This is a genomic window from Novimethylophilus sp. (assembly GCF_036504375.1).
Classification (GTDB): domain Bacteria; phylum Pseudomonadota; class Gammaproteobacteria; order Burkholderiales; family Methylophilaceae; genus Novimethylophilus.
The window spans coordinates 16,478-41,419 of sequence record NZ_DASXVH010000084.1 but is presented as its reverse complement, the minus strand read 5'-3'; the positions used below and the strand labels follow the sequence as shown (position 1 = coordinate 41,419).

26 protein-coding genes, 1 tRNA gene and 1 pseudogene are annotated in these 24,942 nt (G+C 62.1%); 10 read left to right on the top strand and 18 right to left on the bottom strand.

The features are described from left to right. Window positions 1–70 precede the first annotated feature (70 nt). The 11 genes and pseudogenes from VGK14_RS12255 to VGK14_RS12205 all read right to left on the bottom strand — a co-directional run bounded on the left by VGK14_RS12255 (window position 71) and on the right by VGK14_RS12205 (window position 11,974). Complete coding sequence (locus tag VGK14_RS12255; RefSeq protein ID WP_331509371.1) at window positions 71–994, bottom strand: TorF family putative porin; 924 nt, start codon at window positions 992–994, stop codon at window positions 71–73. A gap of 456 nt (window positions 995–1,450) precedes the next feature. Further along, window positions 1,451–1,852, bottom strand: a complete 402-nt coding sequence (locus VGK14_RS12250; RefSeq protein WP_331509370.1) for an allophanate hydrolase-related protein — start codon at window positions 1,850–1,852, stop codon at window positions 1,451–1,453. Next, complete coding sequence (gene atzF / locus VGK14_RS12245; protein ID WP_331509369.1) at window positions 1,849–3,198, bottom strand: allophanate hydrolase; 1,350 nt, start codon at window positions 3,196–3,198, stop codon at window positions 1,849–1,851. The genes VGK14_RS12250 and atzF overlap by 4 nt, the downstream gene beginning before the upstream one ends. 1 nt (window position 3,199) lies before the next feature. Next, entirely contained in the window at window positions 3,200–6,808 is a 3,609-nt protein-coding gene (gene uca / locus VGK14_RS12240; RefSeq protein WP_331509368.1) for an urea carboxylase, read from the bottom strand. A 75-nt stretch (window positions 6,809–6,883) separates the two neighbouring features. After that, a complete protein-coding gene (locus tag VGK14_RS12235; RefSeq protein ID WP_331509367.1) occupies window positions 6,884–7,540 on the bottom strand; it encodes an urea amidolyase associated protein UAAP2 in 657 nt (218 codons plus the stop codon). Further along, on the bottom strand, window positions 7,534–8,265 hold the full coding sequence (locus VGK14_RS12230; protein ID WP_331509366.1) for an urea amidolyase associated protein UAAP1: 732 nt from the start codon (window positions 8,263–8,265) through the stop codon (window positions 7,534–7,536). Before VGK14_RS12230 ends, VGK14_RS12235 begins: the two co-directional genes overlap by 7 nt. Beyond that, on the bottom strand, window positions 8,262–8,738 hold the full coding sequence (nikR, locus tag VGK14_RS12225) for a nickel-responsive transcriptional regulator NikR (RefSeq protein WP_331509365.1): 477 nt from the start codon (window positions 8,736–8,738) through the stop codon (window positions 8,262–8,264). Before nikR ends, VGK14_RS12230 begins: the two co-directional genes overlap by 4 nt. Further along, a complete protein-coding gene (locus VGK14_RS12220; RefSeq protein WP_331509364.1) occupies window positions 8,735–8,950 on the bottom strand; it encodes a hypothetical protein in 216 nt (71 codons plus the stop codon). Before VGK14_RS12220 ends, nikR begins: the two co-directional genes overlap by 4 nt. A gap of 97 nt (window positions 8,951–9,047) precedes the next feature. Further along, a complete protein-coding gene (locus tag VGK14_RS12215; RefSeq protein ID WP_414691722.1) occupies window positions 9,048–9,959 on the bottom strand; it encodes an ABC transporter ATP-binding protein in 912 nt (303 codons plus the stop codon). 12 nt (window positions 9,960–9,971) lie between these two features. Then, window positions 9,972–10,937: an ABC transporter permease gene (locus tag VGK14_RS12210; RefSeq protein ID WP_331509362.1), complete on the bottom strand. Its 966-nt coding sequence runs from the start codon at window positions 10,935–10,937 to the stop codon at window positions 9,972–9,974. A 24-nt stretch (window positions 10,938–10,961) separates the two neighbouring features. Continuing rightward, window positions 10,962–11,974, bottom strand: a pseudogene (locus tag VGK14_RS12205) (ABC transporter substrate-binding protein). Here VGK14_RS12205 and VGK14_RS12200 point away from each other — a divergent pair. The 4 genes from VGK14_RS12200 to VGK14_RS12185 all read left to right on the top strand — a co-directional run bounded on the left by VGK14_RS12200 (window position 11,939) and on the right by VGK14_RS12185 (window position 15,073). After that, window positions 11,939–12,112, top strand: coding sequence for a hypothetical protein (locus VGK14_RS12200; protein WP_331509409.1), 174 nt, complete (start codon window positions 11,939–11,941; stop codon window positions 12,110–12,112). The pseudogene VGK14_RS12205 and the gene VGK14_RS12200 sit on opposite strands and share 36 nt — an antisense overlap. Window positions 12,113–12,253: 141 nt before the next feature. After that, the gene (locus VGK14_RS12195; protein WP_331509361.1) at window positions 12,254–12,499 is read left to right on the top strand and encodes an accessory factor UbiK family protein; all 246 of its coding nucleotides are present in this window, start codon (window positions 12,254–12,256) and stop codon (window positions 12,497–12,499) included. 6 nt (window positions 12,500–12,505) lie between these two features. Then, entirely contained in the window at window positions 12,506–14,002 is a 1,497-nt protein-coding gene (locus VGK14_RS12190) for a YifB family Mg chelatase-like AAA ATPase (RefSeq protein WP_331509360.1), read from the top strand. A 33-nt stretch (window positions 14,003–14,035) separates the two neighbouring features. Further along, a complete protein-coding gene (locus VGK14_RS12185; protein ID WP_331509359.1) occupies window positions 14,036–15,073 on the top strand; it encodes a VIT1/CCC1 transporter family protein in 1,038 nt (345 codons plus the stop codon). 43 nt (window positions 15,074–15,116) lie between these two features. On the opposite strand, the gene VGK14_RS12180 is transcribed toward VGK14_RS12185, so the two are convergent. The 3 genes from VGK14_RS12180 to VGK14_RS12170 all read right to left on the bottom strand — a co-directional run bounded on the left by VGK14_RS12180 (window position 15,117) and on the right by VGK14_RS12170 (window position 15,802). Then, complete coding sequence (locus VGK14_RS12180; RefSeq protein WP_331509358.1) at window positions 15,117–15,347, bottom strand: sulfurtransferase TusA family protein; 231 nt, start codon at window positions 15,345–15,347, stop codon at window positions 15,117–15,119. Window positions 15,348–15,359: 12 nt separating this feature from the next. After that, on the bottom strand, window positions 15,360–15,683 hold the full coding sequence (locus tag VGK14_RS12175; RefSeq protein ID WP_331509357.1) for a rhodanese-like domain-containing protein: 324 nt from the start codon (window positions 15,681–15,683) through the stop codon (window positions 15,360–15,362). A 43-nt stretch (window positions 15,684–15,726) separates the two neighbouring features. Further along, window positions 15,727–15,802 (bottom strand) — tRNA-Phe (locus VGK14_RS12170). Between the two features lie 167 nt (window positions 15,803–15,969). On the opposite strand from VGK14_RS12170, the gene cobT reads away from it, so the two are divergent. From cobT to bluB, 5 genes are read left to right on the top strand one after another with little or no spacing between them, the layout of a single operon-like run. Then, window positions 15,970–17,025, top strand: coding sequence for a nicotinate-nucleotide--dimethylbenzimidazole phosphoribosyltransferase (gene cobT / locus VGK14_RS12165; protein ID WP_331509356.1), 1,056 nt, complete (start codon window positions 15,970–15,972; stop codon window positions 17,023–17,025). Continuing rightward, entirely contained in the window at window positions 17,022–17,768 is a 747-nt protein-coding gene (locus VGK14_RS12160; RefSeq protein ID WP_331509355.1) for an adenosylcobinamide-GDP ribazoletransferase, read from the top strand. The genes cobT and VGK14_RS12160 overlap by 4 nt, the downstream gene beginning before the upstream one ends. Then, complete coding sequence (cobC, locus tag VGK14_RS12155; protein WP_331509354.1) at window positions 17,768–18,331, top strand: alpha-ribazole phosphatase; 564 nt, start codon at window positions 17,768–17,770, stop codon at window positions 18,329–18,331. Before VGK14_RS12160 ends, cobC begins: the two co-directional genes overlap by 1 nt. Then, on the top strand, window positions 18,318–19,604 hold the full coding sequence (locus VGK14_RS12150) for a cobyrinate a,c-diamide synthase (RefSeq protein ID WP_331509353.1): 1,287 nt from the start codon (window positions 18,318–18,320) through the stop codon (window positions 19,602–19,604). Before cobC ends, VGK14_RS12150 begins: the two co-directional genes overlap by 14 nt. Continuing rightward, window positions 19,601–20,251, top strand: coding sequence for a 5,6-dimethylbenzimidazole synthase (gene bluB, locus VGK14_RS12145; RefSeq protein WP_331509352.1), 651 nt, complete (start codon window positions 19,601–19,603; stop codon window positions 20,249–20,251). Before VGK14_RS12150 ends, bluB begins: the two co-directional genes overlap by 4 nt. A 1-nt stretch (window position 20,252) precedes the next feature. On the opposite strand, the gene VGK14_RS12140 is transcribed toward bluB, so the two are convergent. From VGK14_RS12140 to cbiB, 3 genes are read right to left on the bottom strand one after another with little or no spacing between them, the layout of a single operon-like run. Further along, window positions 20,253–21,044 carry a cobalamin-binding protein gene (locus VGK14_RS12140; protein WP_331509351.1) on the bottom strand — a complete coding sequence of 264 codons (792 nt, stop codon included), beginning with the start codon at window positions 21,042–21,044 and terminating at the stop codon, window positions 20,253–20,255. A gap of 10 nt (window positions 21,045–21,054) precedes the next feature. Then, complete coding sequence (gene cobD / locus VGK14_RS12135) at window positions 21,055–22,050, bottom strand: threonine-phosphate decarboxylase CobD (RefSeq protein ID WP_331509350.1); 996 nt, start codon at window positions 22,048–22,050, stop codon at window positions 21,055–21,057. Then, window positions 22,043–22,975, bottom strand: coding sequence for an adenosylcobinamide-phosphate synthase CbiB (cbiB, locus tag VGK14_RS12130; RefSeq protein WP_331509349.1), 933 nt, complete (start codon window positions 22,973–22,975; stop codon window positions 22,043–22,045). Before cbiB ends, cobD begins: the two co-directional genes overlap by 8 nt. Between cbiB and VGK14_RS12125 the strand changes: the two genes are divergently transcribed. Next, window positions 22,969–24,426, top strand: a complete 1,458-nt coding sequence (locus tag VGK14_RS12125) for a cobyric acid synthase (protein WP_331509348.1) — start codon at window positions 22,969–22,971, stop codon at window positions 24,424–24,426. The genes cbiB and VGK14_RS12125 overlap by 7 nt on opposite strands. On the opposite strand, the gene cobU is transcribed toward VGK14_RS12125, so the two are convergent. Further along, entirely contained in the window at window positions 24,416–24,940 is a 525-nt protein-coding gene (gene cobU, locus VGK14_RS12120; RefSeq protein ID WP_331509347.1) for a bifunctional adenosylcobinamide kinase/adenosylcobinamide-phosphate guanylyltransferase, read from the bottom strand. The two genes, VGK14_RS12125 and cobU, sit on opposite strands and share 11 nt — an antisense overlap. Between the last annotated feature and the right edge of the window lie 2 nt (window positions 24,941–24,942).

Here is a 24,942-nt window from a genome sequence, read left to right as displayed (position 1 = left end):
GAAACCGATAGGCCGGGTTGCTCGTCCAGCCCGCCGGATAGTACGCTACTTCAAATAACCCGACGATCCCTTAGAAGCTCTTGGTGAGCGTCAGAAGGAACTTGGTCTTGTCAATTTCCTTGTGGTTATTCGCGTTGTCAAATGATGCAAAGTTACTGTAAGCGTTTGAACCGGAAGTACCGGAAACCGCGCCGTTGACCGACCAACCGCCATCCCAGCTTTTGGTGGCGCCAACCTTGTACCAGGTCCAATCCAGTCCGGTACTGTCAGCAATCATTTGATGGCCAATTTCACCAGCAACATTCCACCCCGGTGCGACGTCATAGCTGACATTGCCCTGAACATAGGTGGAATAACGCGTACTACCCTTAGTATCGACGCCTGCCCTAGAACCGAAAAAGCTAGGTGCATTGCCCACACCTACCGCGGTCGCACTGCCTGAGTTATCAACATTCCAGCCATAAAACTTGGTCAGCGTGGTTCCGGCTTTTACCGAGAACCATTTCCAGCCCAGGCTACCGTACAGCTCGGCGGTGTTGAGCTTGGAAGACTTATATTTCCCTAGCGGCGGCTGGAATGCCGGAGCCTTGTCAAAGTTGGCATCCGGGTAATAAACATAAATCAAACCCACGTCATACTTGAAATCGGTGGCGAACGAATTGCGGATACCGCCGTAGAAGTCCATTTCCACATTGGCGTTCGGCAGCCAATGGCTGGAAACATTGGACCCCCAGAAACCGGCATAGGCGCCGGAAGCATGATCGGCTTCAATACCCAATTGGGCCGCCGGCTTGCCCCAGGTTTGGGTTTGGCCGCGCCAGATATAGTCGCTCACTACGGAAATCGAACCCGGGAAAGTCCAGTTCGGTGCCGGCGCGGCCGCAGCGGGAGCAGCTTCGGCCGGAGCGGCCTTGGCAGCATCTTCCGCCATGACGGTTGCCGACAGGGTGAATCCCGCGCCAAGCAAACCGGTAATCATTAGAAATTTGCGCATTTGCATTTCCTTTCTTAATAAAAAACTAAATGAGCATCCAGTTATAAGCAACACCCATGCCAAAATAATATCAACATAAAAATCATGTGGTTATGATGTTATGGAAAGTTTTTTCACATAGCAATCTGCATGATTTATGGTTTCAAAATAGTGCACTATGGGTTTTCTGCACCCTGGTGGTGCCATTTTTAAAAAGAAATCGCCGCGAAAATGGGACTGGCTAGAGAAAATAGCGGCCATGACATGAGAAATCGCCACCATATCCATTAAAATCAATATATTGAAATATTCGATAGCACTTGGTAAGTGGTATGTGGGTACGCACTATTACAGGGCGCATTTGCCACGCCAGAACAAACCAGGATAGAAATTTAATGAAAAAATCATGGGCTGCGTAAATGTTCGTAAATGTTATAAAACACATTGCGACAATGCGCTTTTTTTGACTATCCCTGCTCAAGAAATGGAGGTTACGTAGTTGCGCCAGCCGCCATAAGCCGAAATGTCGAGTGCCTGGGTCGTGGCATAGGCCTCGCATAAAAAGCCTTGCACCGATTCGTGGTCAACAAGCTCCAGGGTACCGATGCCGAGCGGGGCGGGGATGGCGGCGACGAAGGTACCGTAGTGGCGCAAGGGCAGCTCCCATACCTCTACCTCGATTTTGGCGCCGCCTTCGGCCATCCGCACCAGACCAGGACGCGGCGGCACAAAATCCTGCAGTTGGTAGAGCCGGTAGTGTGGAGTGGTGGTGGTCTGCTTGAGCAGCTTGCCGCCTAGGACGATCAGTTGTCCATTCAGCGGCAGGCCGCTCATGTGCGCGCCGCATACCGCGACTTTTACCATTCCATCCGTGGTCATGATTCAAGATTGCGTTGCATGCGCGCACCAAGATTGAGCAGCATGGCGTCGCTGAATGCCGGTGCGCACAAAGTCACGCCGAACGGCAGCCGGTCCGACTGGAAGCCGGCGGGCACCGCAATGGCGGAAAGATCGAGCAGGTTCATGAAGTTGGTGTAATAGCCCAGACTGTTGTTGCAGCGCACCGGCTCGGCCTCCACTTCCGCCACGGTGTAGATGGTGCCGGCAGTGGGGGTGAGCAGCACCTCGATGTCGTCCCATATTGCTTCACTCTGCCGCTGCAACGCCTTGAGGCGATACAGTGCGGCATAGGTATCGGCAGCGGAAAAGCGCGTGGCGCCGCCGATGATCTGGCGCGTCACCGGGAACAGGGCATCGGGCTTGGTTTCGATGAACTGGCGGATGGCGGCATAGCGCTCAGCCACCCACGGTCCCTCGTACAGCAGGCACGCGGTTTCCAGGAACGGCGCAAAGTCGATGGTGACCGGCTGGCCGCCCAGCAATCGCAAGCGCTGCACCGCAGCGCGGAACAACTGCGGCGTGTCCGGGTTGCCGAAAAATTCGAGCTGGTCGTCGCGCGGCACACCAAAGCTGAAACTGCCGCCCAATACCGCCCGCCCCGCAGCGGGGCGGCGCGAGTAGGGATCGCCGCCATCATAGCCCTGCGCTGCTTCCAGCACACTGGCCGCATCATCTGCGCTGAGCGCGAAAATGGAAACGCAATCCAGCGTGCGGCAGGCGGGCACCACGCCGGATGTGCTGAGCAGGCCGCAGGTGGGCTTGTGGCCGACCAGATTGTTGAATGCCGCCGGCACCCGCCCGGAGCCGGCGGTATCCGTGCCCAGGCTGAAGCTTGCCATGCCCAGCGCGACCGACACCGCAGAGCCGGCACTGGAACCGCCGGAAATGTAATCCGGGTTAAATGCATTGCGACCTGCCCCGTAAGGCGAGCGAGCACCTACCAGTCCGGTAGCGAACTGGTCAAGGTTGGTTTTGCCCACCGGAATCGCCCCGGCGTCTATCAGCTTCTGCACCACGGCGGCGCTTTTCTCCGGCGTATAGGCATAGTCCGGACAGGCTGCGGTGGTGGGGATGCCAGCCAGGTCTATGTTGTCCTTGATGGCGAACGGGATACCGTACAAAGGCAGGCTGGCCGGATCGTGGCCTTCCAGTTTCTGCGCATACGCCAGCATCTCATCGCGCGTCAGACGACAGATCCAGATGTGGCGCGGGTCTTCCGTGCCGATACGAATGTCCAGTTGTTCGACCAGCGCGCTCGGGGTCAGGCTGCCGCCAAGGTACTGCCGGCGCAGGATGGCAATATCCAGTTTTGTTGGGAGCTTCATGTCATTGTTCCGTTTGAATGACCAATAAATCCTGCCCGGCAGCGACCTGGCTGCCTTCCTGGCAGAACACGTGGGTAATTTTTCCGTCAGTTGGCGCGGCGACGCTGATTTCCATCTTCATGGATTCGACGATGACCACCGCTTCGCCTTGTTTTACCGTGTCGCCTACCTTGGCCTTGATTTGCCACAGGTTGCCGGAGACATGAGAAGCGACGGCGCGGCTGTTGGGCGGCAGGTCCAGTTCGCTGTCGGTTGCGGCTTCCGCCACATCCTGATCGCTGGAGTAGTGTGCCTGCCCGCTGGCTACCCAGCGCTCGCGCTCGGCCTCGAACGCGGCCTGCTGCGCGGTCTTGAAGGCGGCGATGGAAGCGGCGTTGTCGCTGAGGAAAGCGTTGTAGTCCTTGAGCCTGAAAGTTTTCTCCTCGATCCTGAGCTTGAACTTGCCGCGCGGGAAATCCTCGCGCATTTGCAGCAGATCTTCGGCGGACACCGGATAGAAGCAGACCTGGTCGAAGAAACGCAGCAGCCAGGGCTTGCCGTCGGTGAAGTCGGCAGTCTGGCGCCAGCGGTTCCACATCTGTACGGTGCGGCCGACGAACTGGTAGCCGCCGGGGCCTTCCATGCCGTATACGCACATATAGGCGCCGCCGATGCCGACCGCGTTCTCCGGCGTCCAGGTGCGCGCCGGGTTGTATTTGGTGGTGACCAGGCGGTGGCGCGGATCGACCGGCGTAGCCACCGGCGCACCCAGATAGACGTCGCCCAGGCCCAAGGTTAAATAACTGGCGTCGAACACGATACGCTTCACGTGCTCAATGCTTTCCAGGCCGTTGATGCGGCGAATGAACTCGATATTGCTCGGGCACCACGGCGCCTCCTTGCGCACCGACTGCATGTATTTTTCGATGGCCAGCTGCGTCGCCGCGTCGTCCCAGGACAGCGGCAGATGCACGATGCGGGTCGGCACTTCCATGTCCGCGCAGGCCGGCAGTTCGCGCTCGGCCTGCGCCAGGATGTCGAGCAAACGCTCCACCGGCAGCCGGCGGCTGTCGTAATGCACCTGCAGCGAGCGGATGCCGGGCGTCAGGTCGAGGATGCCGGGAATGGCCTGCTTCTCCAGCCACTGCATCAAGGCATGGACGCGGAAGCGCAAGTTGAGGTCGAGCACCAGCGGGCCGTATTCCACCAGCACATTCCTGTCGCCGGCCTGCCGGTAGGCGACGGCAATCCGGCTGTTGCTGGCGGCGATTCGGTCCAGCAACGGCGTGTCGGCATAAGCCGCGAAGTCCGGGGCGGGCGCTATGCTCGCCTGCAGGCTGGCGATCCGGCTGTCCTGCCGTTGCTCGAAAACTTTTGCCTCCGCCTGCGTCAGGCGCTTGAAGCGCACCGTGTCGCCCGGCTTGAACTGCCCCATTTTCCACAGTTCGGCCTGCACGATGGTCGCCGGGCAGACGAAGCCTCCCAGACTGGGGCCGTCCGGGCCGAGGATGACCGGCATGTCGCCGGTAAAATCGACGGTGCCGATGGCGTAGGCATTGTCGTGGATGTTGGAAGGATGCAGCCCGGCCTCGCCGCCGTCCTTGCGCGCCCATTCCGGCTTGGGCCCGATCAGGCGCACGCCGGTGCGGTTGGAGTTGTAGTGCACCTCCCAGTCGGTAGCGAAGAACATGGCGATGTCGGACCCGGTGAAGAAATCCGGTGCGCCGTGCGGGCCGTACAGCACGCCGATTTCCCAGACATGGCTGTAATCTGGCACCAGCGCCGCAGGCAGGGTTTTCTGCGCCAGGTCCGCCGGCTCGCCGCGGTTGAGGTGCAGTACGTCGCCTACCCGCAGCGTGCGTCCGCCATGTCCACCGAACTGGCCGAGGGTAAATGTAGAACGACTCCCGAGGTAATCCGGCACGTCAAAGCCGCCCTGCACCGCCAGGTAGCTGCGGCAGCCGGCGCCCTGAATGCTGCCCAACTTGAGCAGGCTGCCCGCCTTGACGTGGTGCGATTGCCACAACGCCAGCGGCTGACCATCCAACTCGGCCTGCATGGGCGCGCCGGCCAGCGCGATCACCGCGTCGCAGTTGAATTTGAGGGTGGGGCCGATCAGCGTCAATTCCAGCGCAGCCGTGCCTTCCTCGTTGCCGGCCAGCCGGTTGGCGAGGCGAAACGCCAGGTGGTCCATCGGGCCGGAAGGCGGTACGCCCACCGCCCAGTAGCCGAGACGTCCGGGGTAATCCTGCACCGTGCTCTGCACGCCGGGTTCAAGGACATCGACAGTCGCCGGGTGGTAATGGAAGCTATTGAGATAGCGCGTGACCTGCCTGCCGGCCGGGAACACGCTGTCGGCCAGCACCTGGCGCAGATATTCCAGGTTGGTTTCGATGCCGGCCAGCCGGGCCTCGGCCAGCACACCGCGCAGCTTGGCCACCGCCTTGTCCCGGTCGGCGGCATGCACCAGCACCTTGGCCACCAGCGGGTCGTAGAACGGCGAAACCTCGCTACCCCTCTCCACCCAGGTGTCGATGCGCGCGTCGCCGGGAAACCGCACCTCGGTCAGCACGCCGCTGCACGGCTGGAAATTCTTGTTGGGGTCTTCGGCATACACGCGCACCTGGATGGCGTGGCCTTGCGGCTGGTGGGTGTAGCCCGCCAGCGGCGGCGTTTCGCCGGCGGCCAGCCGCACCATCCACTCCACCAGGTCGATGCCGCTCACCAGCTCGGTGACGCCGTGCTCTACCTGCAGGCGGGTATTGACCTCAAGAAAATAAAACTCGCCGCTGTCGTTGTCGTAGACGAATTCCACGGTGCCGGCGGAACGGTAGGCAATGGCACGCCCCAGCTTTTCGGCAGTCTGCCACAGGCGGCTGCGCACGCTGTCGGAAATGTTTGGCGCCGGCGTTTCCTCGATCACCTTCTGGTTGCGGCGCTGTACCGAGCAATCACGCTCGCCCAGGGCGATGACGTGCCCCCTGCCGTCGCCGAAAATCTGCACCTCGATGTGGCGTGCCGCCTGCACGTATTTCTCCAGGTAGATGCCGCTCTCCTTGAAATTGGCGCGCGACAGGCGCTGCACCGTTTCGAACGCCGCCGCCAGCTGGTCGGCGCTCCAGAGCAGCTGCATGCCGATGCCGCCGCCGCCCGCCGTGCTCTTCAGCATCACCGGATAGCCGATGCGCGCGGCTTCGGCCTGTGCGTGCACCGCGTCGGCCAGCAGGCCGGTACCCGGCAGCAGCGGCACGCCATTGGCCTCGGCCAGTTCGCGCGCGGCATGTTTGAGGCCGAAGCCGCGCATTTGTTCGGGGGTCGGCCCGATGAAGGTGATGCCGGCCGCCTCGCAGGCCTCGGCGAAGGCCGGGTTCTCCGACAGGAAGCCATAGCCCGGATGGATGGCCTGCGCGCCGGTCTGCCTGGCGACAGCCAGGATGCGCTCGACATCGAGGTAGCTTTCCGCCGCCGGCGCCGGACCGACGCATACCGCCTCGTCCGCTTCCAGCACGTGGCGGGCGTTGGCGTCCGCCTCGGAATGGACGGCGACCGAACCCACTCCCATCTGCTTGAGGGTGCGCATGATGCGGCAGGCGATTTCGCCACGGTTGGCGATCAATACCTTATTGAACATCTGATTCTCCCGAAAATCCGTGGGCGGGTCGTCCCGTCTCGTTGCGCTTCGCGCCGGGCCGTCCCGGCACAATGCTTAGCGATGTGCATCCCACACCAGCAACCGGATCGGCGTCGGGTTGTAAGCGTTGCACGGGTTGTTGAGCTGCGGGCAGTTGGAGATCAACACCACCACGTCCATCTCGGCGCGCATCTCGACGTACTTGCCCGGTGCCGAAATGCCGTCGGCGAAAGTCAGCCCGCCTTCCGGCGTCACCGGCACGTTCATGAAGAAATTGACGTTGGCGGTGATATCGCGCTTGGTCATGTGGCGGTGGCGGGCACAGTCGCAATGCGCCAACGCATGCATGAAGTTGTCGCGGCAGCTGTGCATGGGACGTTTTTCCAATGCGTATCTGACGGTGTTGCTTTCCGCTGCGCAGGCACCACCCAGCGTGTCGTGGCGGCCGCAGGTGTCGGCAATGATTTTCAACATCGGGCGCCCCTCGCCGCTATAGAGCACCGAACCCGTGGTCAGGTACAGATTACCCTGCCGCCGGATGGTATCCACCGCGCTATAGCGCTCCTCGGGGTCGGCGGCGTTGTAGAACAGCGTATCCACCGCCTGGTTGCCTTCCAGATCGAGGATGCGGAATATCTGGCCTTGTTTTACCATGCCCATCCACGGCTCGCCGGCGGCGCAAATCTCGTCCAGCACGGCGTTGCCCGGAATCAGGTTGCTTGTCGTCAGCATGATCTCCTCCCCGAGCCCGCGTAAAAACGTTCGGTGTTGATGAAGCCGCGCTGGTTTTGCGGACAGGCGTTGCGGCACACGTCGTCGACTGCGGCAGTTCCGGCATGCCAAGCAGTAAGCTTGACGGCCGCCGGTTTGTATTGCGATACGGGATCGAGCGGGTGCGGCGCGGTGGAAAGCACCACCAGCACGTCCATGTCGAAACGCAGTTCGACGGTGTCGCCGGCCTTGCTGTGGCGGGGCTGGAAGTGCAGGTTGCCGTCGGCATCGGCCGTCACCTTGCTGAAGAAATTGACGTTGGCCACTAGGTCGCGCTTGCCCAGGCCCCACTTGCCCAGCTCAATCAGCAGGCCGTCCCTGCCGCTGCGGACCATATCGTTGCGGTGGGTCTGGAAATTGACCGTGCCGTACTTTTCCGCCACCAGCGCAGCATCCGACACGCCGCTCAGGGTGTCGTGCCAGCCCACACTGTCGCCGATGATGGAGCACAGCACGCGCCCCATGTCGGAGTAGCACACGTTGCCGGCGGTGAGGAAAGCGGTGTGCTGCGCCTTCAGCGTGTCCGGCATGTTGTAGCGCTCCAGCTTTTCCTCGCGGTTGTAGAACAGCGCCGCGACGTTGGCACCGCCTTCCAGGTCGGTCAGGCGCAGCGCGGTGTCGCGCCGCAGCACGCCGGACCAGTGGTTGCCGCCGGGGACGGTTTCTTCCCACAGGATGTTGTTCATGTATCAGCTCCTTGATCTTGTTTGCCCGTTGCTGGGTGCACCGGCGGAATGACCGCCGCCATCAGCTGCAACTTGCCGGTGATGACGCCGCGCAGGGTGACGATTTCGTCGGCGATGGCCTGCACTTTTTGCGCCGGTCCCTGCACCAGGATCACTTCCATGGTCTGGTTGTTCATCAAGTGCACGTGCAGCGAGCTGATGACCTCATCCAGATGTTTGTACTGCATATCCGCCAGGGTTTTCTGCAAGCCGCACGTGGCATTGTTGTAGAGAATGGTGATCGTCCCGACCATGACCTCGTCGCCGATTTTTTGTTGATGTTCGGCAACATGCTGGTGCAGCATGTCGTTGATGGCCTGCGAGCGGCTGTCGAAGCCGCGCCTCGCCACCATCTCATCCACATCGGCCTGCAAATCGTCCGGCAGCGAAATACTGATGCGATTGACCGGCCGGTTTTTCTGTTTCTGGTTCATGCTTTGATCGCATGCAGGTTATCCACGCTGGGCGCGAAGGCGACGCACAACGCCGGGCCGTGCCTGAGGATGCCGGCGATGAACTGGTAGCCGGGTTGGGTCAGGCCAAAGCCGCGCGGGTCGGCGGCGGGATCGCAGGCAAACAGGTTGCTGCCGGTCTTGTCGGCGAACGGCTTGGGCATCATGGTGGCAATTTCTTCGTTTGTTTTCATCGGGTTCTTCTCTTAACAGACTTCAAAACCAAGAGTGCGGCAGCGGTGGTTTTTCCCGTAGGCCGCGCCGGATCGGTTCGCTGACATGGACGATTTTCTATTCGACGTTATCCGCCACATTGACGAAGCGGATCATGTGCGGTTTCACTTCTTCTTCCTCTTCCGCCACCGGTTGCGGCGGGTGGATCAGTGCCTCCAGCCGCGCCTTGGTCGCCAGGAATTCCGGGCTGGTAAATTGCCCGGCGCTGCGCGGACGCGGTGCCGGCACTTCGATCAACTCCTGCACCTCGCCGGGATGCGCCTTCAGCACCAGGATGCGGTCGGCCAAGAAGATGGCCTCGTCCAGGTCGTGCGTGATGAACACGACGGTAATGTCGATGTTGCGCCAGATTTCCAGCAGGTGCGCCTGCATCCTGGCGCGCGATTGCGCATCCAGCGCGCCGAACGGTTCGTCCATCAACAAAATGCGCGGCTGGTTGACCAGCGCCCGGGCAATCGCCACGCGCTGCTTCATGCCGCCCGACAACTCGTGCGGATAGGCATTGGCGAACTTTTCCAGCCCGATCAGTTCCAGCCACAGCTCGGCTTCGCGCGCCGCTTCGGAGGCCCCCATGTTGTTCATTTCCAGGCCAAACATGACGTTTTTCTTCACCGTCAGCCAAGGGAACAGCGTATAGCCCTGGAACACCATGCCGCGATCGCGGCCGGGGCCGGTGACCGGCTTGCCGTCCAGCAGCACGTCGCCGGAAGTGTGTGATTCCAGCCCGGCCAGGATGCGAATCAGGGTGGACTTGCCGCAGCCGGACGGGCCGATAACGCAGACGAACTCGCGGCGGTGAGTCCTGAAATTGATGTCCCGCAGCGCCGTAACATCACCCTTGGTGGTTTTGTAGACCTTGCCGAGCTGCTTCACCTCCAGGATGACCTCGCGCGCTTTCAGTCGCTCGAAGCGGCTCCTGACAGCTTCGGATTGCGTGAGGTAGCTCGGCAGGCTGATGGGGTTGTTCACATCCATTCCTTGCTATTCCTTGTTGGCGGGGCGATCCCAGGGAAACAGCCGTCGTCCCAACGCGGCCAGCAGCATATCGCCGCCCAAGCCCAGCAGGCCGATGATGATGATGGCAGCGTAAACGTTATCAAAATGCTGGTAGCGCGCCTGCTGGGTGATGAACCAGGTGATGCCGGAAGAGGTGCCGATCAGTTCGGCGACGATCAGGTAAGTCCACGCCCAGCCCAGCAGGATGCGCTGGTCGCGGTACAGTTCCGGCAGGATGCCCGGAATGATGACGTGGAACAGCAGCTTGAAACGCCTGGTGCCCAGCGTCAGGGCAGCTTCCAGCAACGCGTAATCGAGCTTGCGCGTGGTGTTGGCGATGATCAGCACCTGCTGGAACAGCGTACCGATGACGATGATGCTGATCTTGGGGCCGTCGTAAATTCCCAGGATCGCCACCGCCAGCGCACCGAAAGCCGGTGCCGGCAGGTAGCGGAAAAACTCGACGAACGGCTCGTTGAGGCGCGAAATCGCGCTATAGGTGCCGCACAGGATGCCCAGCGGCACGCCGATCAGCGAGGACAGCACGAAGCCCCAGAAGATGATCCGGATACTGTGCCACAGGCTCTGGTGCAGCCATTGGCCATCGCGTTGTTCCGGGGGAGTGGTGAAGGCGGTATAAAACGCTTTCGCTACTTCATGTGGGGCGGGCAGGTAGATGGGGTTGGCCGGCTTGCCTTGCGGCGCAACCTTGCCCTGGGCCTGCATGTTGGCTAGTTCCTCCCGGTAAACGGCCTTGTCTACCAGCATGCCGGCCTGGAAATAATCCACATCGCCCGGCTGGCTGACCAGCATCATCGGGTGCCAGACGAAGGGCACATAACTGACCAGGCACCAGATCAGCAAAGGCAGCAGGAACGAACCGATGCCCAGCATGGTCTTCTTGCGCGGCGACAGTTCCCTGCGCACCGCAAACCATGATGACAGGTTCATTCCCGCGCCTTTCCGTTGTGCCGCTTACTTGGCGGCCAGGGAAGGATCGATGGCCTTGGTCAGATCCTGCGGCTGCTTGTAAACGCCATACTTGACGTTGAAGCTGTCGGCGATCTTGCTGGAGCCGTACAGCGATTTGAAACCATCGGCCTTGGCGAATACCTTCTTGCCTTCTTCCAGACTCAACAGCCTGGTACCCTTGAGCAGGAGCAGATAGGCCTCTGGCTTGAGTCCGACCCGGGTAGCCATGATCTTGACGGCATCCGGCTGCGTCCTGGGGTCGTTGATGTAGCTCACTACCTTGCCCCACACCTTCACCACCTTCTGCCAGTCGGCGCGACGGCCGGACAGGCCGGACAGGCCGGACAGGCTGGACGGGTTCACGGTCAGCACGTCGTAGATCAGCCCCGGTTCGTCGGCGGAGGTGTAGACCGGCTTGGCGCCGGGCACGCGCTTCATGGCCTCGCCGGAGTTCGGCTGCCAGGCGCCGATCGCCGCCAGGTCGCCGGCTGCCAGGGTTTGCGGCGTTTCGTTGGTCTTGGTGTTGACGATGATAAGGTCGGATTCCTTCAGGCCGGCCTTTTCCAGACCGTTCAGCAGCAGCAGGTGCTCCACCAGACCGGTTTCCAGGCCAACCTTCTTGCCTTTCAGGTCTTTCAGGCTCTTGATGCCCGGCTTGCCGACGATCATGTCGTTGCCGTTGGAATAATCGGTGAGCATGATCATCACGTTCTTGGCGCCGCCTGAAGCCATCACCAGCGCGTCGCCGTTGGTGACGGTCACGGCGTCAATCTTCCCGGCAGAAAAGGCGTCCATGGAGGCCGAGTAGTCGAACCAGTCGAACTGCACGTCAACACCCGCTTCCTTGAACCAGCCCTTCTCGATCGCCACCTGCCAGGCCACCCAGCCTGGCCAGTCGCTATAACCGATCTAAGGGGTGCGCCTGCCCACGCGGCGCTGGCGGACAATAGCGCCAGCGGCAAGGAGGCAGCGATCAACACTTGTTTGAAAAAACCACGCTTACCGGTAAAAGCCATGACACATCTCCTTTCAATGGTATTACTGAAAATAATTCCGGTAATACTGTAAGCAATCGCTATGCCATGAAATCTTTTATTATCAAATCAATTTGTTACAAACTTACCTGCCTGAATCTGCCCTTGCTGCAAGCATGAATCCCGCACCGCTTTGGAGCTTGATAGTCTCCGATGGTGCGTGCAATGGCGACAGGCGTGACGGTGGATAGGCGTGGAAGTACCTCTTTATACATTAAGGGGAAAGCAACTCTGATAAACTGGCCTTTTTGGAGGAACAGCATGCTGGATACGAAAATCCTTGATGAGATCGGCGGCAGGATCAACAAGCTGGTCTCCGAAACTCCCGCCGGCGACCTGGAAAAGAACCTGCGTTCGTTACTGCAAAGCCTGTTTTTCAGGCTGGACCTGGTCACCCGAGAGGAATTCGACGCCCAGTCCCAAGTGCTGCTGCGGGCGCGTGAGCAGCTCAGTGCTCTGGAGCTCAAGGTGAAAGAGTTGGAAGCAAGGCTGGCTGGTAAGGATTAGCCTGCGATGGGGCTTGCCGTACTGCACAGCCGCGGGCTGGCCGGAATGGATGCGCCGCCGGTGACGGTGGAAGTGCACCTGGCCAACGGCCTGCCTAACTTCACCATCGTCGGCCTGCCCGAAGCCGAGGTAAAGGAAAGCAAGGACCGCGTGCGCGCCGCGTTGCAGAACGCCCACTACGAATTCCCGGCACGACGCATCACCGTCAACCTGGCCCCTGCCGACCTGCCCAAGGAGAGCGGCCGCTTTGATCTGCCCATTGCGCTGGGCATCCTCGCCGCTTCCGGGCAGATTCCCTCCGACCAGCTTTCAAGCTACGAATTTGCCGGCGAACTCGCGCTCACCGGAGAACTGCGGCCGGTTCGCGGCGCACTGGCGATGACGCTGAAGGCCTGTCGCGACGGTCGGGCATTCGTGCTACCCCAAAACAGTGCGTCCGAGGCAGCGCTGGTGCAGAATGCCGCGATCTATCCGGCGGCAACGCTGCTCGAAGTTTGCGCGCACCTGGCCGGACAGCAGTTGTTGGCGCGCCACACGGTGGAACCGGAGAGTGGTTTCCGGCATTACCCGGATTTCAGCGAGGTGAAGGGGCAGGCGCAAGCCAAGCGCGCACTGGAAATCGCCGCCGCCGGCAACCACAGCGTATTGATGTCCGGGCCGCCCGGTACCGGAAAATCCATGCTGGCTGCACGCTTCTCCGGCATCCTACCGGAAATGACAGACGATGAGGCGTTGGAGTCTGCGGCCATCGCTTCGCTCACTGGCGGCTTCCGGCTGGAGCATTGGAAGCGCCGCCCCTATCGCGCCCCGCACCACACCGCATCCGGCGTAGCCCTGGTCGGCGGCGGCAGTAATCCACGGCCGGGGGAGATATCGCTGGCGCATCACGGCGTGCTGTTTCTGGACGAGCTGCCGGAGTTTTCCCGCTCCGTGCTGGAAGTGCTGCGCGAGCCGCTGGAATCCGGCCGCATCACGATCTCGCGTGCTGCGCGCCAGGAGGATTTTCCGGCGCGGTTTCAATTGATCGCAGCGATGAATCCCTGCCCCTGCGGCTACCTCGGCCACCATAATGCCAAGTGCCGCTGCACGCCGGACCAGGTCGCGCGTTACCGCTCCAGGATTTCCGGCCCGCTGCTGGATCGCATAGACCTGCAAATCGAAGTGCCCGCGCTGCCCGAATCCGAGTTGACCGCGGCGGCAAATGGCGAATCGAGCGCAGTGATTCGCATCCGCGTGGAAAACGCACGACAGCGGCAAATGCAGCGCCAGAACCAGCCCAACGCGCAACTTTCCACCAAGGAAATCGAGGCATATTGCACCACTGACGCGGCCGGAGAAGCCTTGCTCAAGCAGGCCATCACCAGGCTGGACCTGTCTGCGCGCGCCTACCATCGCATCCTGAAAGTCGGCCGCACCATCGCCGATATTGCGGGGGCAGACGGCATCAGCGCGGCGCATATCGCGGAAGCCGTGCAATATCGGCGCTTTGACAAAAACAGCTAGTCGGCATCGACTCCATCCATTCGGGAGCAGATCATGCACGAACTCGAAAGCTGGAAGGAAGAAAAAAACTCGGCTTACCTGTATCGCATCCTGTCGGATAGCGAATCCGGCACCGCACGTCAGTTGCTGTTCCTGGAGTTGGCGCATGAGGCAGATGAGCAGTCGGAGCTATGGGCCAAGGAAATACGCAAGTCAGGCCATGCGGTGCCGGCACGCTATATTCCCGGCAGGCGCGTCAAAACCGTAGCCTGGCTGATACGCAGGCTGGGGCCGCGCCGCATCAAACCGGTGCTGGCGGCGATGAAAATCCGTGGCATGGCCGTTTATTCCAGCCGACGGCCGATGAACCATCCGATGCCGCTGTCCGTAGACGATGTCGGCGCGAGTCACCGCGGCAAAGGCACCTCCGGCGGACTGCGCGCAGCGGTATTCGGCGTCAACGACGGCCTGGTTTCCATCGCGTTATTGATCATGGGGATAGCCGGCGCCACCAGCGCGAGCGCGACGATTCTGCTTACCGGTGTAGCCGGGCTCTTGGCGGGCGCGATCTCGATGGCCGCCGGCGAATGGATATCGATGCGTTCGCAGCGGGAAATGTTCGAATACCAGATCGGGCTGGAACGGGACGAGCTGGCGCAATATCCCGCCGAGGAAACCGAGGAACTGGCGCTGATCTACCAGGCGCGCGGCATGAACCGGGAAGAAGCCTACGCTATGGCCAAACGCATGATCGCCGACCCGGAGCTGGGGCTGGACACGCTGGCGCGCGAAGAGCTGGGCTTGAACCCGGACGAACTCGGCTCGCCCTGGCAGGCGGCGGTGTTCTCGTTCTTTTCCTTCATCTTCGGCGGGCTGATTCCGCTGCTGCCGTTCTTGCTCGAACTTGAGCGCCACCCTCTGCTGATCGCCGTTACGCTGTCTTGCATAGCCCTGTTCGTCGTCGGCGCGACCTTGTCGCTATTCACCGGCAGAGACGCGCTGTGGGGAGGTTTGAGGATGCTGTTGATCGGCAGCCTGGCGGGAGCAGCCACTTATTTTATCGGCAATTTCCTGGGTGCGAAAATCAGTTGAAGGCGACTACACGAACAGGCCAACGTCGGATGTCGGCAGAAAATCAGGTGCGCTTGCGGATAAAGAACGTGTACTCGCCTTCGCCTTCATTGAAGGACAGCAAATCGTTACCGGTCTGCTTGCAGAACGCCTGAAAATCCTTGACCGATCCGGCGTCGGTAGCTACCACCTTCAGCACCTGGCCGCCATTGATTTCGGCCAGCGCTTTCTTGCAGCGAAGAATAGGCAATGGGCAATTGAGCCCGCGCGCATTCAGTTCCTTATCGAATTCCATGCTGTTGTCCCATCAATTCCTGGCGGCAAACGGATAACCCGCATTGCCCCAGGCCATGACGCCACCGCGAAGATTGAATAAATTGTCGCGCCCCTGATTGGCTATGAACGCGCAGGCGTGGGCTGAGCGTATGCCGCTGTGGCAATAAAACACCACCGCGAGGTCATCGGCCAGTTCGTTCTGCATCGCCGGCAGCATGGGCAATGGAATATGCCGCGCGCCGCCGATCATACCGCGCGCCACCTCGTCGCCGTTGCGGACGTCCACCAGCAGTATCTGGCCTTGCGCGAGCATTGCCTGCAATTCGGAAGGGTCGATTTCTTTGTATCCGGCCATGACGTTATGGTAATCGTGCGGATAGCTCTTGGGAAGAAGGAGATGGTGGCCAGGGGCAGAATCGAACTGCCGACACGCGGATTTTCAATCCGCTGCTCTACCAACTGAGCTACCTAGCCAACCGCGACAACCGGACACGGCTGCCGAAAGCGGGGCATTATAGCAAAGCTCCCGCATTTTCAACATCACTTTTTTTGTTAAGTATTTGACCCGCACGGCACCGGCGTAGTGCAACGTCGCGTTAAAATTAGCATCGGCAAATAAATTTCATTTTTTACGAACCCTTATGTCACCCCACCCTTTCTTTCGCATCGACGCGCCTGACCAGGCAATAACAACATTATTGCAGTCCAAAGTCGACACCAAGACCAAACCGCATGGCGCACTCGGCCAGCTGGAAGCGCTGGCCGTAAAAATCGGCGCCATCCAGCAATCGCTCTCCCCCCGGCTGACGCGCCCGGCCATCCTGGTATTTGCCGGCGATCACGGCATCGTGGAAGAAGGCGTCAGCCTGTTTCCGCAGGAAGTCACGTATCAAATGGTGTTGAACTTCCTCGCCGGCGGCGCGGCGATCAACGTGTTTGCGCGCCAGAACGGCATGCTGCTCAGGGTGGTGGATGCCGGGGTGAAGGGCGAATTTGCCACCCACCCGGATCTGGTCGATGCGAAAATCGCGCACGGCACCGCCAATTTCCTGCGCGGCGCGGCGATGAGCGATGCGCAATGCCATGCGGCCATCGCCCGCGGTGCAGAGCTGGCCGCCGCCGAAATCGCCGCCGGCAGCAATGTGCTGGGTTTCGGCGAAATGGGCATAGGCAATACCACCAGCGCCGCGGCGCTGATGAGCGCGCTGTGCGGACTCGCGCCCGGATTGAGCACCGGGCGCGGCACCGGCCTGGACGCCGCCGGTGTAGAACGCAAGCGCCAAGTGCTGGAGCAGGCGCTAGCCTTCCATCGTCTGGATGCGACCGACCCGCTGCGGGTGCTGGCGGCGCTGGGCGGCTTCGAGATCGCGATGATGGTGGGCGCGATGCTGGGCGCGGCCGAGCGCGGCGCCTTGCTGCTGATCGACGGATTCATCACGACCTCCGCGCTGCTGGTAGCCTGCCGCATGTATCCGGCGATCCTCGACTACTGCGTATTTTCGCACCGCTCCGGCGAGGCGGGCCATGCCAGGCTGCTGGATGAACTGCAGGCCGCACCGCTGCTCGACCTCGGCCTGCGCCTGGGAGAAGGCACCGGCGCCGCGCTGGCCTACCCCATCGTGCTGGCCGCGGCCAACTTCCTCAATGAAATGGCCTCGTTCGAGTCGGCCGGAGTCAGCGAGCGCAGCCAGGCATGAAACGCGAGCTGCGCCTGTTTTTTACCGCGCTGAGCTTTTTCACGCGTATTCCCTGCACGGCATGGGCAGGCCAGGGGGCGGAAGACCTCAACCATGCCGCGCGCTATTTTCCGCTGGTAGGGGTGGTCATGGGCCTTGCCGCAGCGGGGGCCTATCTCGCCGCACGGCTGGCATGGCCGCAGGAACTGGCCGTGATCGCCGCGATGGCCGCCACCTTATGGCTCACCGGCGCCTTTCACGAAGACGGTCTGGCCGATGCCGCAGACGGCCTGGGCGGAGGCTGGACGCAACAGCAGGCGCTCACCATCATGCAGGATTCGCGCCTCGGCAGCTTTGGCGCGGTGGCCCTGTTCATGGGCTTGCTGACCAAATACGAAACCCTGATCCATCTCGCCCCCGCGCTGGTTCCCGCGGCCTTGATCGCCGGCCACGCTTTGAGCCGCTTGTGCGCGGTATTGGTGATTTCCACACAGTCGTATGTGCGCAGCCACGGCAAGGCCAAGCCGCTGGCGACAAAGCTGTCGATTGGCGAATTGGCGCTGGCCGCCATCTGCGGCACGCTGCCGCTGGCCTTGCTGCCGCCGTACCTGTGGTGGGCATTGGTGCCGGTGTTGCTGGTCTGGGTATGGTTTGGCAGATTACTGCAACGACGGCTGGGCGGCTATACCGGCGATTGCCTGGGCGCGATGCAACAGTTGTGCGAGCTGGCTTTTTATCTGGGGCTGCTGGGGTTGAGCGCCTGATGGAACTCTACCTGGTGCGCCACACCACGCCGGATGTTGTCACAGGCATCTGTTACGGCCATGCGGAACTCGATGTGTGCGCCGGTTTTCAGCGCGAGGCCGAAGCAGTGCGCGGCAAATTGGCGGGCCTTGCGCCGACCGCGTTTTACACCAGCCCACAACTGCGCTGCCGAAAACTGGCCGAAGCGCTGGCGTTCGGCGAGCCGCAAGCCGACGACCGGCTCAAGGAAATGCATTTCGGCGAATGGGAAATGCAGCCTTGGGATGCGATACCGCGCGCTGCGCTCGACCGCTGGGGCAGCCGTTTCGTGGAAGAGGCGCCGCCCGGCGGCGAATCGTTCAACGACCTCTACCGCCGCGCCAGCGCCTTTTTTGCCGAGTGCGCCGCCCGGCATCGCGGGCCGGTGGTGGCCGTGACCCATGCCGGCGTCATCCGCTCGCTGCTGGCACATGCGCTCAACCTGCCGTTGCAGCACGTGCCCAACTTTCACCTGGATTTCGGCGGCGTCACCAAGCTGATGATGTCCGCCCCCTACATCAAAGTCGCCTATGTCAACCGTTGATTGCCCCGCGCTGCTGGTCGCCGCGCCCTCCTCCGGCTCAGGCAAAACCAGCGTCACCGCCGCTCTGGCGCGGCATTTTGCACATCAAGGCAAGCGCGTACGGGTGTTCAAGACCGGGCCGGACTTCATCGACCCAGGCATTCTCGAATGCGCCAGCGGCGCGCCGGTGTACCAGCTTGATTTATGGATGGTGGGCGAGATGGAATGCCGGCGGCTGTTGGCCGCAGCCGCGCGCGCAGCCGACCTGATCCTGATCGAGGGCGCGATGGGCCTGTTCGACGGCACGCCGAGCAGCGCCGATCTGGCAGCACATTTCGGCATCCCGGTGCTGGCGGTGATCGACGCTTCCGCCCAGGCGCAGACTTTCGGCGCCCTGGCCTGGGGCCTGGCGAGCTACCGCTCCGGGCTGCCTTTCGCCGGCGTGCTGGCGAACCGCGTCGGCGGCCCCGGCCATGCCGACATGCTGAAAACCAGCCTGCCGGGCACCATCCAATGGTTGGGCTGGATGCCACATGAGCGCGAAGCCGGTTTGCCCGAGCGCCATCTTGGGCTGGTGCTGGCGGATGAACAGCACGATCTCAACGCCAAGCTTGACCAACTGGCCGGCGCACTGGTGCTGGATGACGCACTGCAGCCTGCGCCGGCAAGATTCGCCGTCCCGGATATCGCTGCCCCGCCGTTGCTGCTGCAAGGCAGGCATATCGCGATTGCGCGCGATCAAGCCTTCGCTTTTATCTACCGCGCCAACCTCGACCTGCTGAGCGCGCTGGGTGCGACGCTGGAATTCTTTTCGCCGCTGGCGGACAGCCGGCTGCCGCAAGCCGATGCCTACTATTTTCCCGGCGGTTATCCGGAGCTGCATCTGGATGGTTTGTCAGCAAACACCGGCCTGCGAGACAACCTGCGTGCCGCCCATGCCACAGGCAAGCCCATCCTGGCCGAATGCGGCGGCATGATGGCGCTGTTCGACGCGATTACCGATATCGAAGGGCGTCGCAGGCCGGCATGGGGCTTGCTGCCCGGCGAAGTCAAAATGCAGGCGCGCTTGGGCGGCTTGGGCCTGCAAAGTATCGGCCTGCCGGAGGGGACGCTGCGCGGCCATACCTTCCATTATTCGACGACTGAAACGTCCCTGGCTCCGCTCGTCACCGCCGTTAAACAATCCGGTACCGAGGGCGAAGCGGTGTATCGCCGTGGCCGCCTGACGGCGTCTTACCTGCACACTTACTGGCCCTCCAACCCCCAAGCCGCGGCCGCGCTGTTCCTACCATGAGCGATTTCAGCGACAACGACAAAGCCGCTATCTACCGCGTCATCGCCGAACGCCGCGACATGCGCCACTTCAAGCCCGATCCGATAGATGCCAGCGTGCTGCAACGCCTGCTCGCCGCCGCGCACATGGCTCCCAGCGTGGGTCTGATGCAGCCGTGGCGCTTCATTCGCATCACCGACAGCGCTTTGCGACACCGGATCCACGCGCTGGTTGAAGAAGAACGCATCGCCACCGCACAGGCGCTGGCCGAGCGCGAAGACGAATTCATGCGTCTCAAGGTGGAAGGCATACTTGATTGCGGCGAGCTGCTCGTTGCGGCGCTGCCGGACCAGCGCGAACAGCACATCTTCGGGCGCCGCACGCTGCCGGAAATGGATCTGGCCTCGATGGCCTGCGCGATCCAGAATTTATGGCTCGCGGCGCGCGCCGAAGGGCTGGGGGCGGGCTGGGTCTCGCTGTTCGATCCGCAGCGACTGGCCGCATTGCTGCATATGCCGCCCGATGCCAAGCCATGCGCCGTGCTCTGCATCGGCCACGTGGAAGCTTTTTATCCGCGCCCGATGCTGGAACAGGAAGGCTGGGCGCAGCGCAAGCCATTGCAGGCGATGGTGTCGGAGAACGGCTGGAGCGGCGTGGAAGAAAAGTAACTTACCACCACTCGCGGATAATTTTAACCAGCGTATCCAGGCCATCCGTCAGCGCCGCCGGGCCGGGCTGCAGTATCAGCGGCGACTTCACCTCGAACACCTGCCCGTTTTTCACCGCCGGGATAGCCTCCCAGCCCGGTCTTGCCGCAACCTGCCGGGGCTGGAATTTCTTGCCGCACCAGGAACCGACGATGATATCCGGCTGGCGCCTCACCACTTCCTGCGGGTCGGCAATGATGCGGTCGCCGGCCAGCGGCCGTTGCGCGAGTTCGGCGAAACAATCTTCGCCGCCGGCGATCGCGATTAATTCCGACACCCAGCGAATGGCGGAAATCATCGGTTCGTCCCATTCCTCGAAATACACTTTTGGCCTGCGCGGCAATTTGGCAGAGGCTGTTTTTATCGCCCCCACGCGCTCTGCCAGCTGTTGCGCCAATTGCCGACCTTTTTCCGGCTCGCCCACCAGCGCACCTAGCGTCGCCACCATGCGCAGGATGCCGTCCACGCCACGATGGTTGAACACATAGACCTCGACACCCGCCTTGACCAGATCGCGGGCAATGTCGGCCTGCAGATTGGAAAAACCCAGCACCAGGTCCGGCTCAAGATCGAGGATGGCATCAATCTTCGCGCTGGTGAACGCGGAGACTTTGGGCTTTTCCTTGCGTGCCTGTGGCGGCCGCACGGTGAAACCGGAGATGCCGACGATGCGATCCTGCTCGCCCAGCAGATACAGCGTTTCGGTGGTTTCTTCGGTAAGGCAGACGATGCGTTCAGGGTAGGTAATAGCCATGGTTTGAATTTCAGTTGGGCTTGAGTTCCAGTTGAGAAAGTGCCGCTGCCAGCCGCACCCATTCGGGCTCGGTGCCTGGCAGGCCGAAACGCAGCGCTGCCGGGGCGGTGAACAGCCGGACAAGTACGCCCTGCCGGGCGAACTGTGCGTGTATTTTTGCCGCGCCGGCAGCGGGAACATACTGAAACAGGGCGGTGCCGCCCGCGGGTTGCAGGCCATGCCGGCCCAACAACGCGGCCAACCGCGTCGAGCTTTGCTTGAGCTGGAAACGTGCCCGCTGCTGCCATGCCCGGTCTTGCAATGCCTCGCGGGCGGCCCAGCGGCTGGGGTTGGCCAACGGCCAGGGGCCCAGTGCGGTTTGCAGCGATTGCATCAGACCGGGCCAGGCCAGCACAAACCCGGCGCGTATGCCGGCCAGCCCGAAGAACTTGCCCAGCGAACGCAGAATCACCAGCCCCGGCAATCCGGCCTGCCCCGCCAGGCTATGTTCCGGCGCGACATCCACGAATGCCTCGTCCACCACCAGCCAGCCGCCGCGCGCCGCCAAAGCGACATGCCACGACATCAGCGTAGCGGCCGGAAACAGCCTACCGGTGGGATTGTTGGGGTTGACCAGCACGACGACATCGACATCGCTGCCGACATCATCAGTAAGCATGCCACCATCCAGTTCCACGATGGCATGGCCGGCACGCTGCCACGCCCGGCCGTGCTCGGCATAGGTCGGGGTAAGCAAACCGACGCGGCCCGGCGGGCGCAAATACGGCAAAGCCTGAATCGCCTGTTGCGAACCCGCTGTCGCAATCAGGCCGGCCGCGCCGTAGTAGGCAACGGCGGCCGGCAGCAGGCCGTCTTCGTCTTCCGGCAATTGGCGCCAGACGTCCAGCGGCAAGCCGGGCACCGGCCAGCCTTGGGGATTGATGCCGGTGGAAAGATCGAGCCAGTCCGCCGGCGGAATACCGTATGTTTGCGCTGCGGCGATCAGCCGCCCGCCGTGCTCAAGCATACAGCAGCCCTCCTGCCAGCAAGGCCAGCGCAAGCCACAGCCATACGCCATGGCGAACCAGACGCAAGGCTCGACCGATATCGTCCGCAATCGGCGCTGGTCCGGCGCCCAGCACCGGCCGTTCGTGCCATTCACCCTGATAGCGCGCCGCACCGCCCAAGCGCACGCCAAGCGCTCCGGCCCCCGCTGCCATCACCGGCCCGGCGTTGGGGCTGTCCCAGGCCGGCGCCTGCCGCCGCCAGCAAGTGAGCGCAAGACGGGTCTCGCCCAGCAAGGCATAGGTCAGTGCGGTCAGCCGCGCCGGAACGTAGTTCAACGCATCGTCGAAGCGCGCTGCCGCCCAGCCGAAATACAGCAAGCGCGGCGTGCGGTAGCCCCACATCGCGTCCAGCGTGTTGGCCAGCCGGAACATCAATGCGCCTGCGCCGCCGGCGACGAGAAACCAGAAAATGGCGCCGAATACGCCGTCGTTGCCATTCTCCAGTACCGATTCGGTAGCGGCGGGCACCGGGTCGATTGCGGCGGAGTCGCGGCTCACCATCATGCTGGCGCGGTGGCGCGCGCCGGCCTCGTCGCCCGCAGCCAGCGCTTTGGCAACGGCGTTGGCATGATCATGCAGGCTCTTATGGCCGATGGCGAAATAAAGCAACAGCATATCCGTCACCGGTCCAAGCAATGGCTGCTTTCCCAGCCAGGCGGCGAACAGGACTGCCGGCAGCAATAGCATGGCAACGGCGAGCAAGCCGGTGATGCGTTGCAAGCGGTGCGCCTGCCTGGATGGCGGGTTAAGCCCGACTTCCATGCGGTTGACGATATTGCCGAAGCCAACCAGTGGATGAAAACGGCGCGGCTCGCCCAGCCAGAAATCCAGCATGACGGCGGCAAACAGGACCAGCGGGGCTGTGGGATAATTGCTCAATGACATACGCGAGCCTGATGGTGCAAGGCACCACCTCCGATGCCGGCAAAAGTACGCTGGTAGCGGGCCTGTGCCGGGCGCTGTACCGGCGCGGCGTGCGGGTGGCGCCGTTCAAGCCGCAGAACATGGCGCTGAATTCCGCGGTCACCGCCGATGGCGGCGAAATCGGCCGGGCGCAGGCGGTACAGGCGATGGCTTGCGGCCTCGAGCCGCATTCCGACATGAACCCGGTACTGCTGAAGCCCAGCAGCGACACCGGCGCACAGATTATCCTGCAAGGCCGCGTTGCCTGCAATCTGGAAGCGGGCGCTTACCTCGACTACAAACCGCTGGCGATGCGGGCGGTAATAGATTCCTGGCAGCGGCTGACGGCGCGATACGATTGCCTGCTGGTGGAAGGTGCGGGCAGCCCGGCCGAAATCAACCTGCGCGAGGGCGACATCGCCAACATGGGCTTTGCCGAAGTGGCCGACTGTCCGGTCATCCTCGTCGCGGACATCGACCGCGGCGGCGTATTCGCGCACTTGGTGGGCACCTTGGCGTTGCTGTCCGAGTCGGAACAGGCGCGGATCAAGGGTTTCGTCATCAACCGCTTTCGCGGCGACATCGCTTTGCTGCAGCCCGGCCTCGACTGGCTGGAAGCCTATACCGGCAAGCCGGTGCTGGGCGTGCTGCCGTACCTGCATGGCTTGCATCTTGAAGCCGAAGACGCCATCGCTGCCGGGCCCAATCTCGCCAAGCCGCAGGCCGCGCTGAAAATTGCCGTGCCGGTATGGCCGCGCATCAGCAACCATACCGATTTCGATGCGCTGCGCCTGCATCCGCAGGTGGGCCTGCGCTTTGTCGGTCCCGGCGCAGCCATGTCGGAGGCCGATCTCATCATCCTGCCCGGCAGTAAAAATGTACAGGCCGATCTGGCCTTCCTGCGCGAACAGGGCTGGGATATCGCCATTCAGCGCCATTTGCGCTATGGCGGAAAACTGCTGGGGATTTGCGGTGGCTTCCAGATGCTGGGCGTGCAACTGCACGATCCGCAAGGGCTGGAAAATTCGCCCGGCACGACAGCCGGGCTGGGCTGGCTGGACATGCAAACCACCTTGATGCCGGAAAAACAGCTGCGGCGCGTGCAGGGCATGTTGCAGCCCGGCGGGGAAACGGTGGAAGGCTACGAGATTCATCTGGGCGTGAGCGAAGGTCCGGCGCTGGAACGGCCTCTGGTACATTTGGAGCATGGCTGCGACGGCGCAGTGTCTGAAGATGAGCAGATTATCGGCACCTATCTGCACGGCTTGTTCGACCACCCCGAAGCCTGCCGGGGCTTGTTGCGCTGGGCAGGATTGGCCGAGGCCGAAAGCACGGATTACCGGCAGCATAGACTGGATGAACTGGATCGTCTGGCGCAGGCAGTGGAAACGCACCTCGACATGCCCCGCATTCTGCAGTTGCTTAGCCTTTGAGCTGTAGCGGCAAGCCTGCAGCGATAAAGGTCACATGCTCGCACGCAGCAGCCACGGCCTGATTCAACCGGCCCTGCTCATCCTGGAAGCGGCGGTTGATTTCCCCCAGCGGCACGATGCCCATGCCGACTTCATTGCTCACCAGGACAATTTTCCCGGCAAAGGTCGGCAACAGTTCCAGCAGCAAAGCCCGCTCCGCCGTCCAGCTTCCTTCCTGCGGCGATTTGCAGTCCGGGCATATCCATTGCGCCAGCCACAGCGTGAGGCAATCGACGACCACGCATTGGCCGGACTTGGCATGTGCTTTGAGAGTATCGGCCAGGTGAAAGGGCTCCTCGACAATGCGCCAGTGGTCCGGGCGGCGTTCCTGATGATGCCGTACCCGCGCGGCCATTTCATCATCCCACACCTGAGCGGTGGCGATATAGGTAACAGGCAGGCCTGTGCATATCGCCAGCCTTTCGGCATAAGCGCTTTTGCCGGAGCGGGCGCCTCCGAGAATGAGTTCTCTCATAG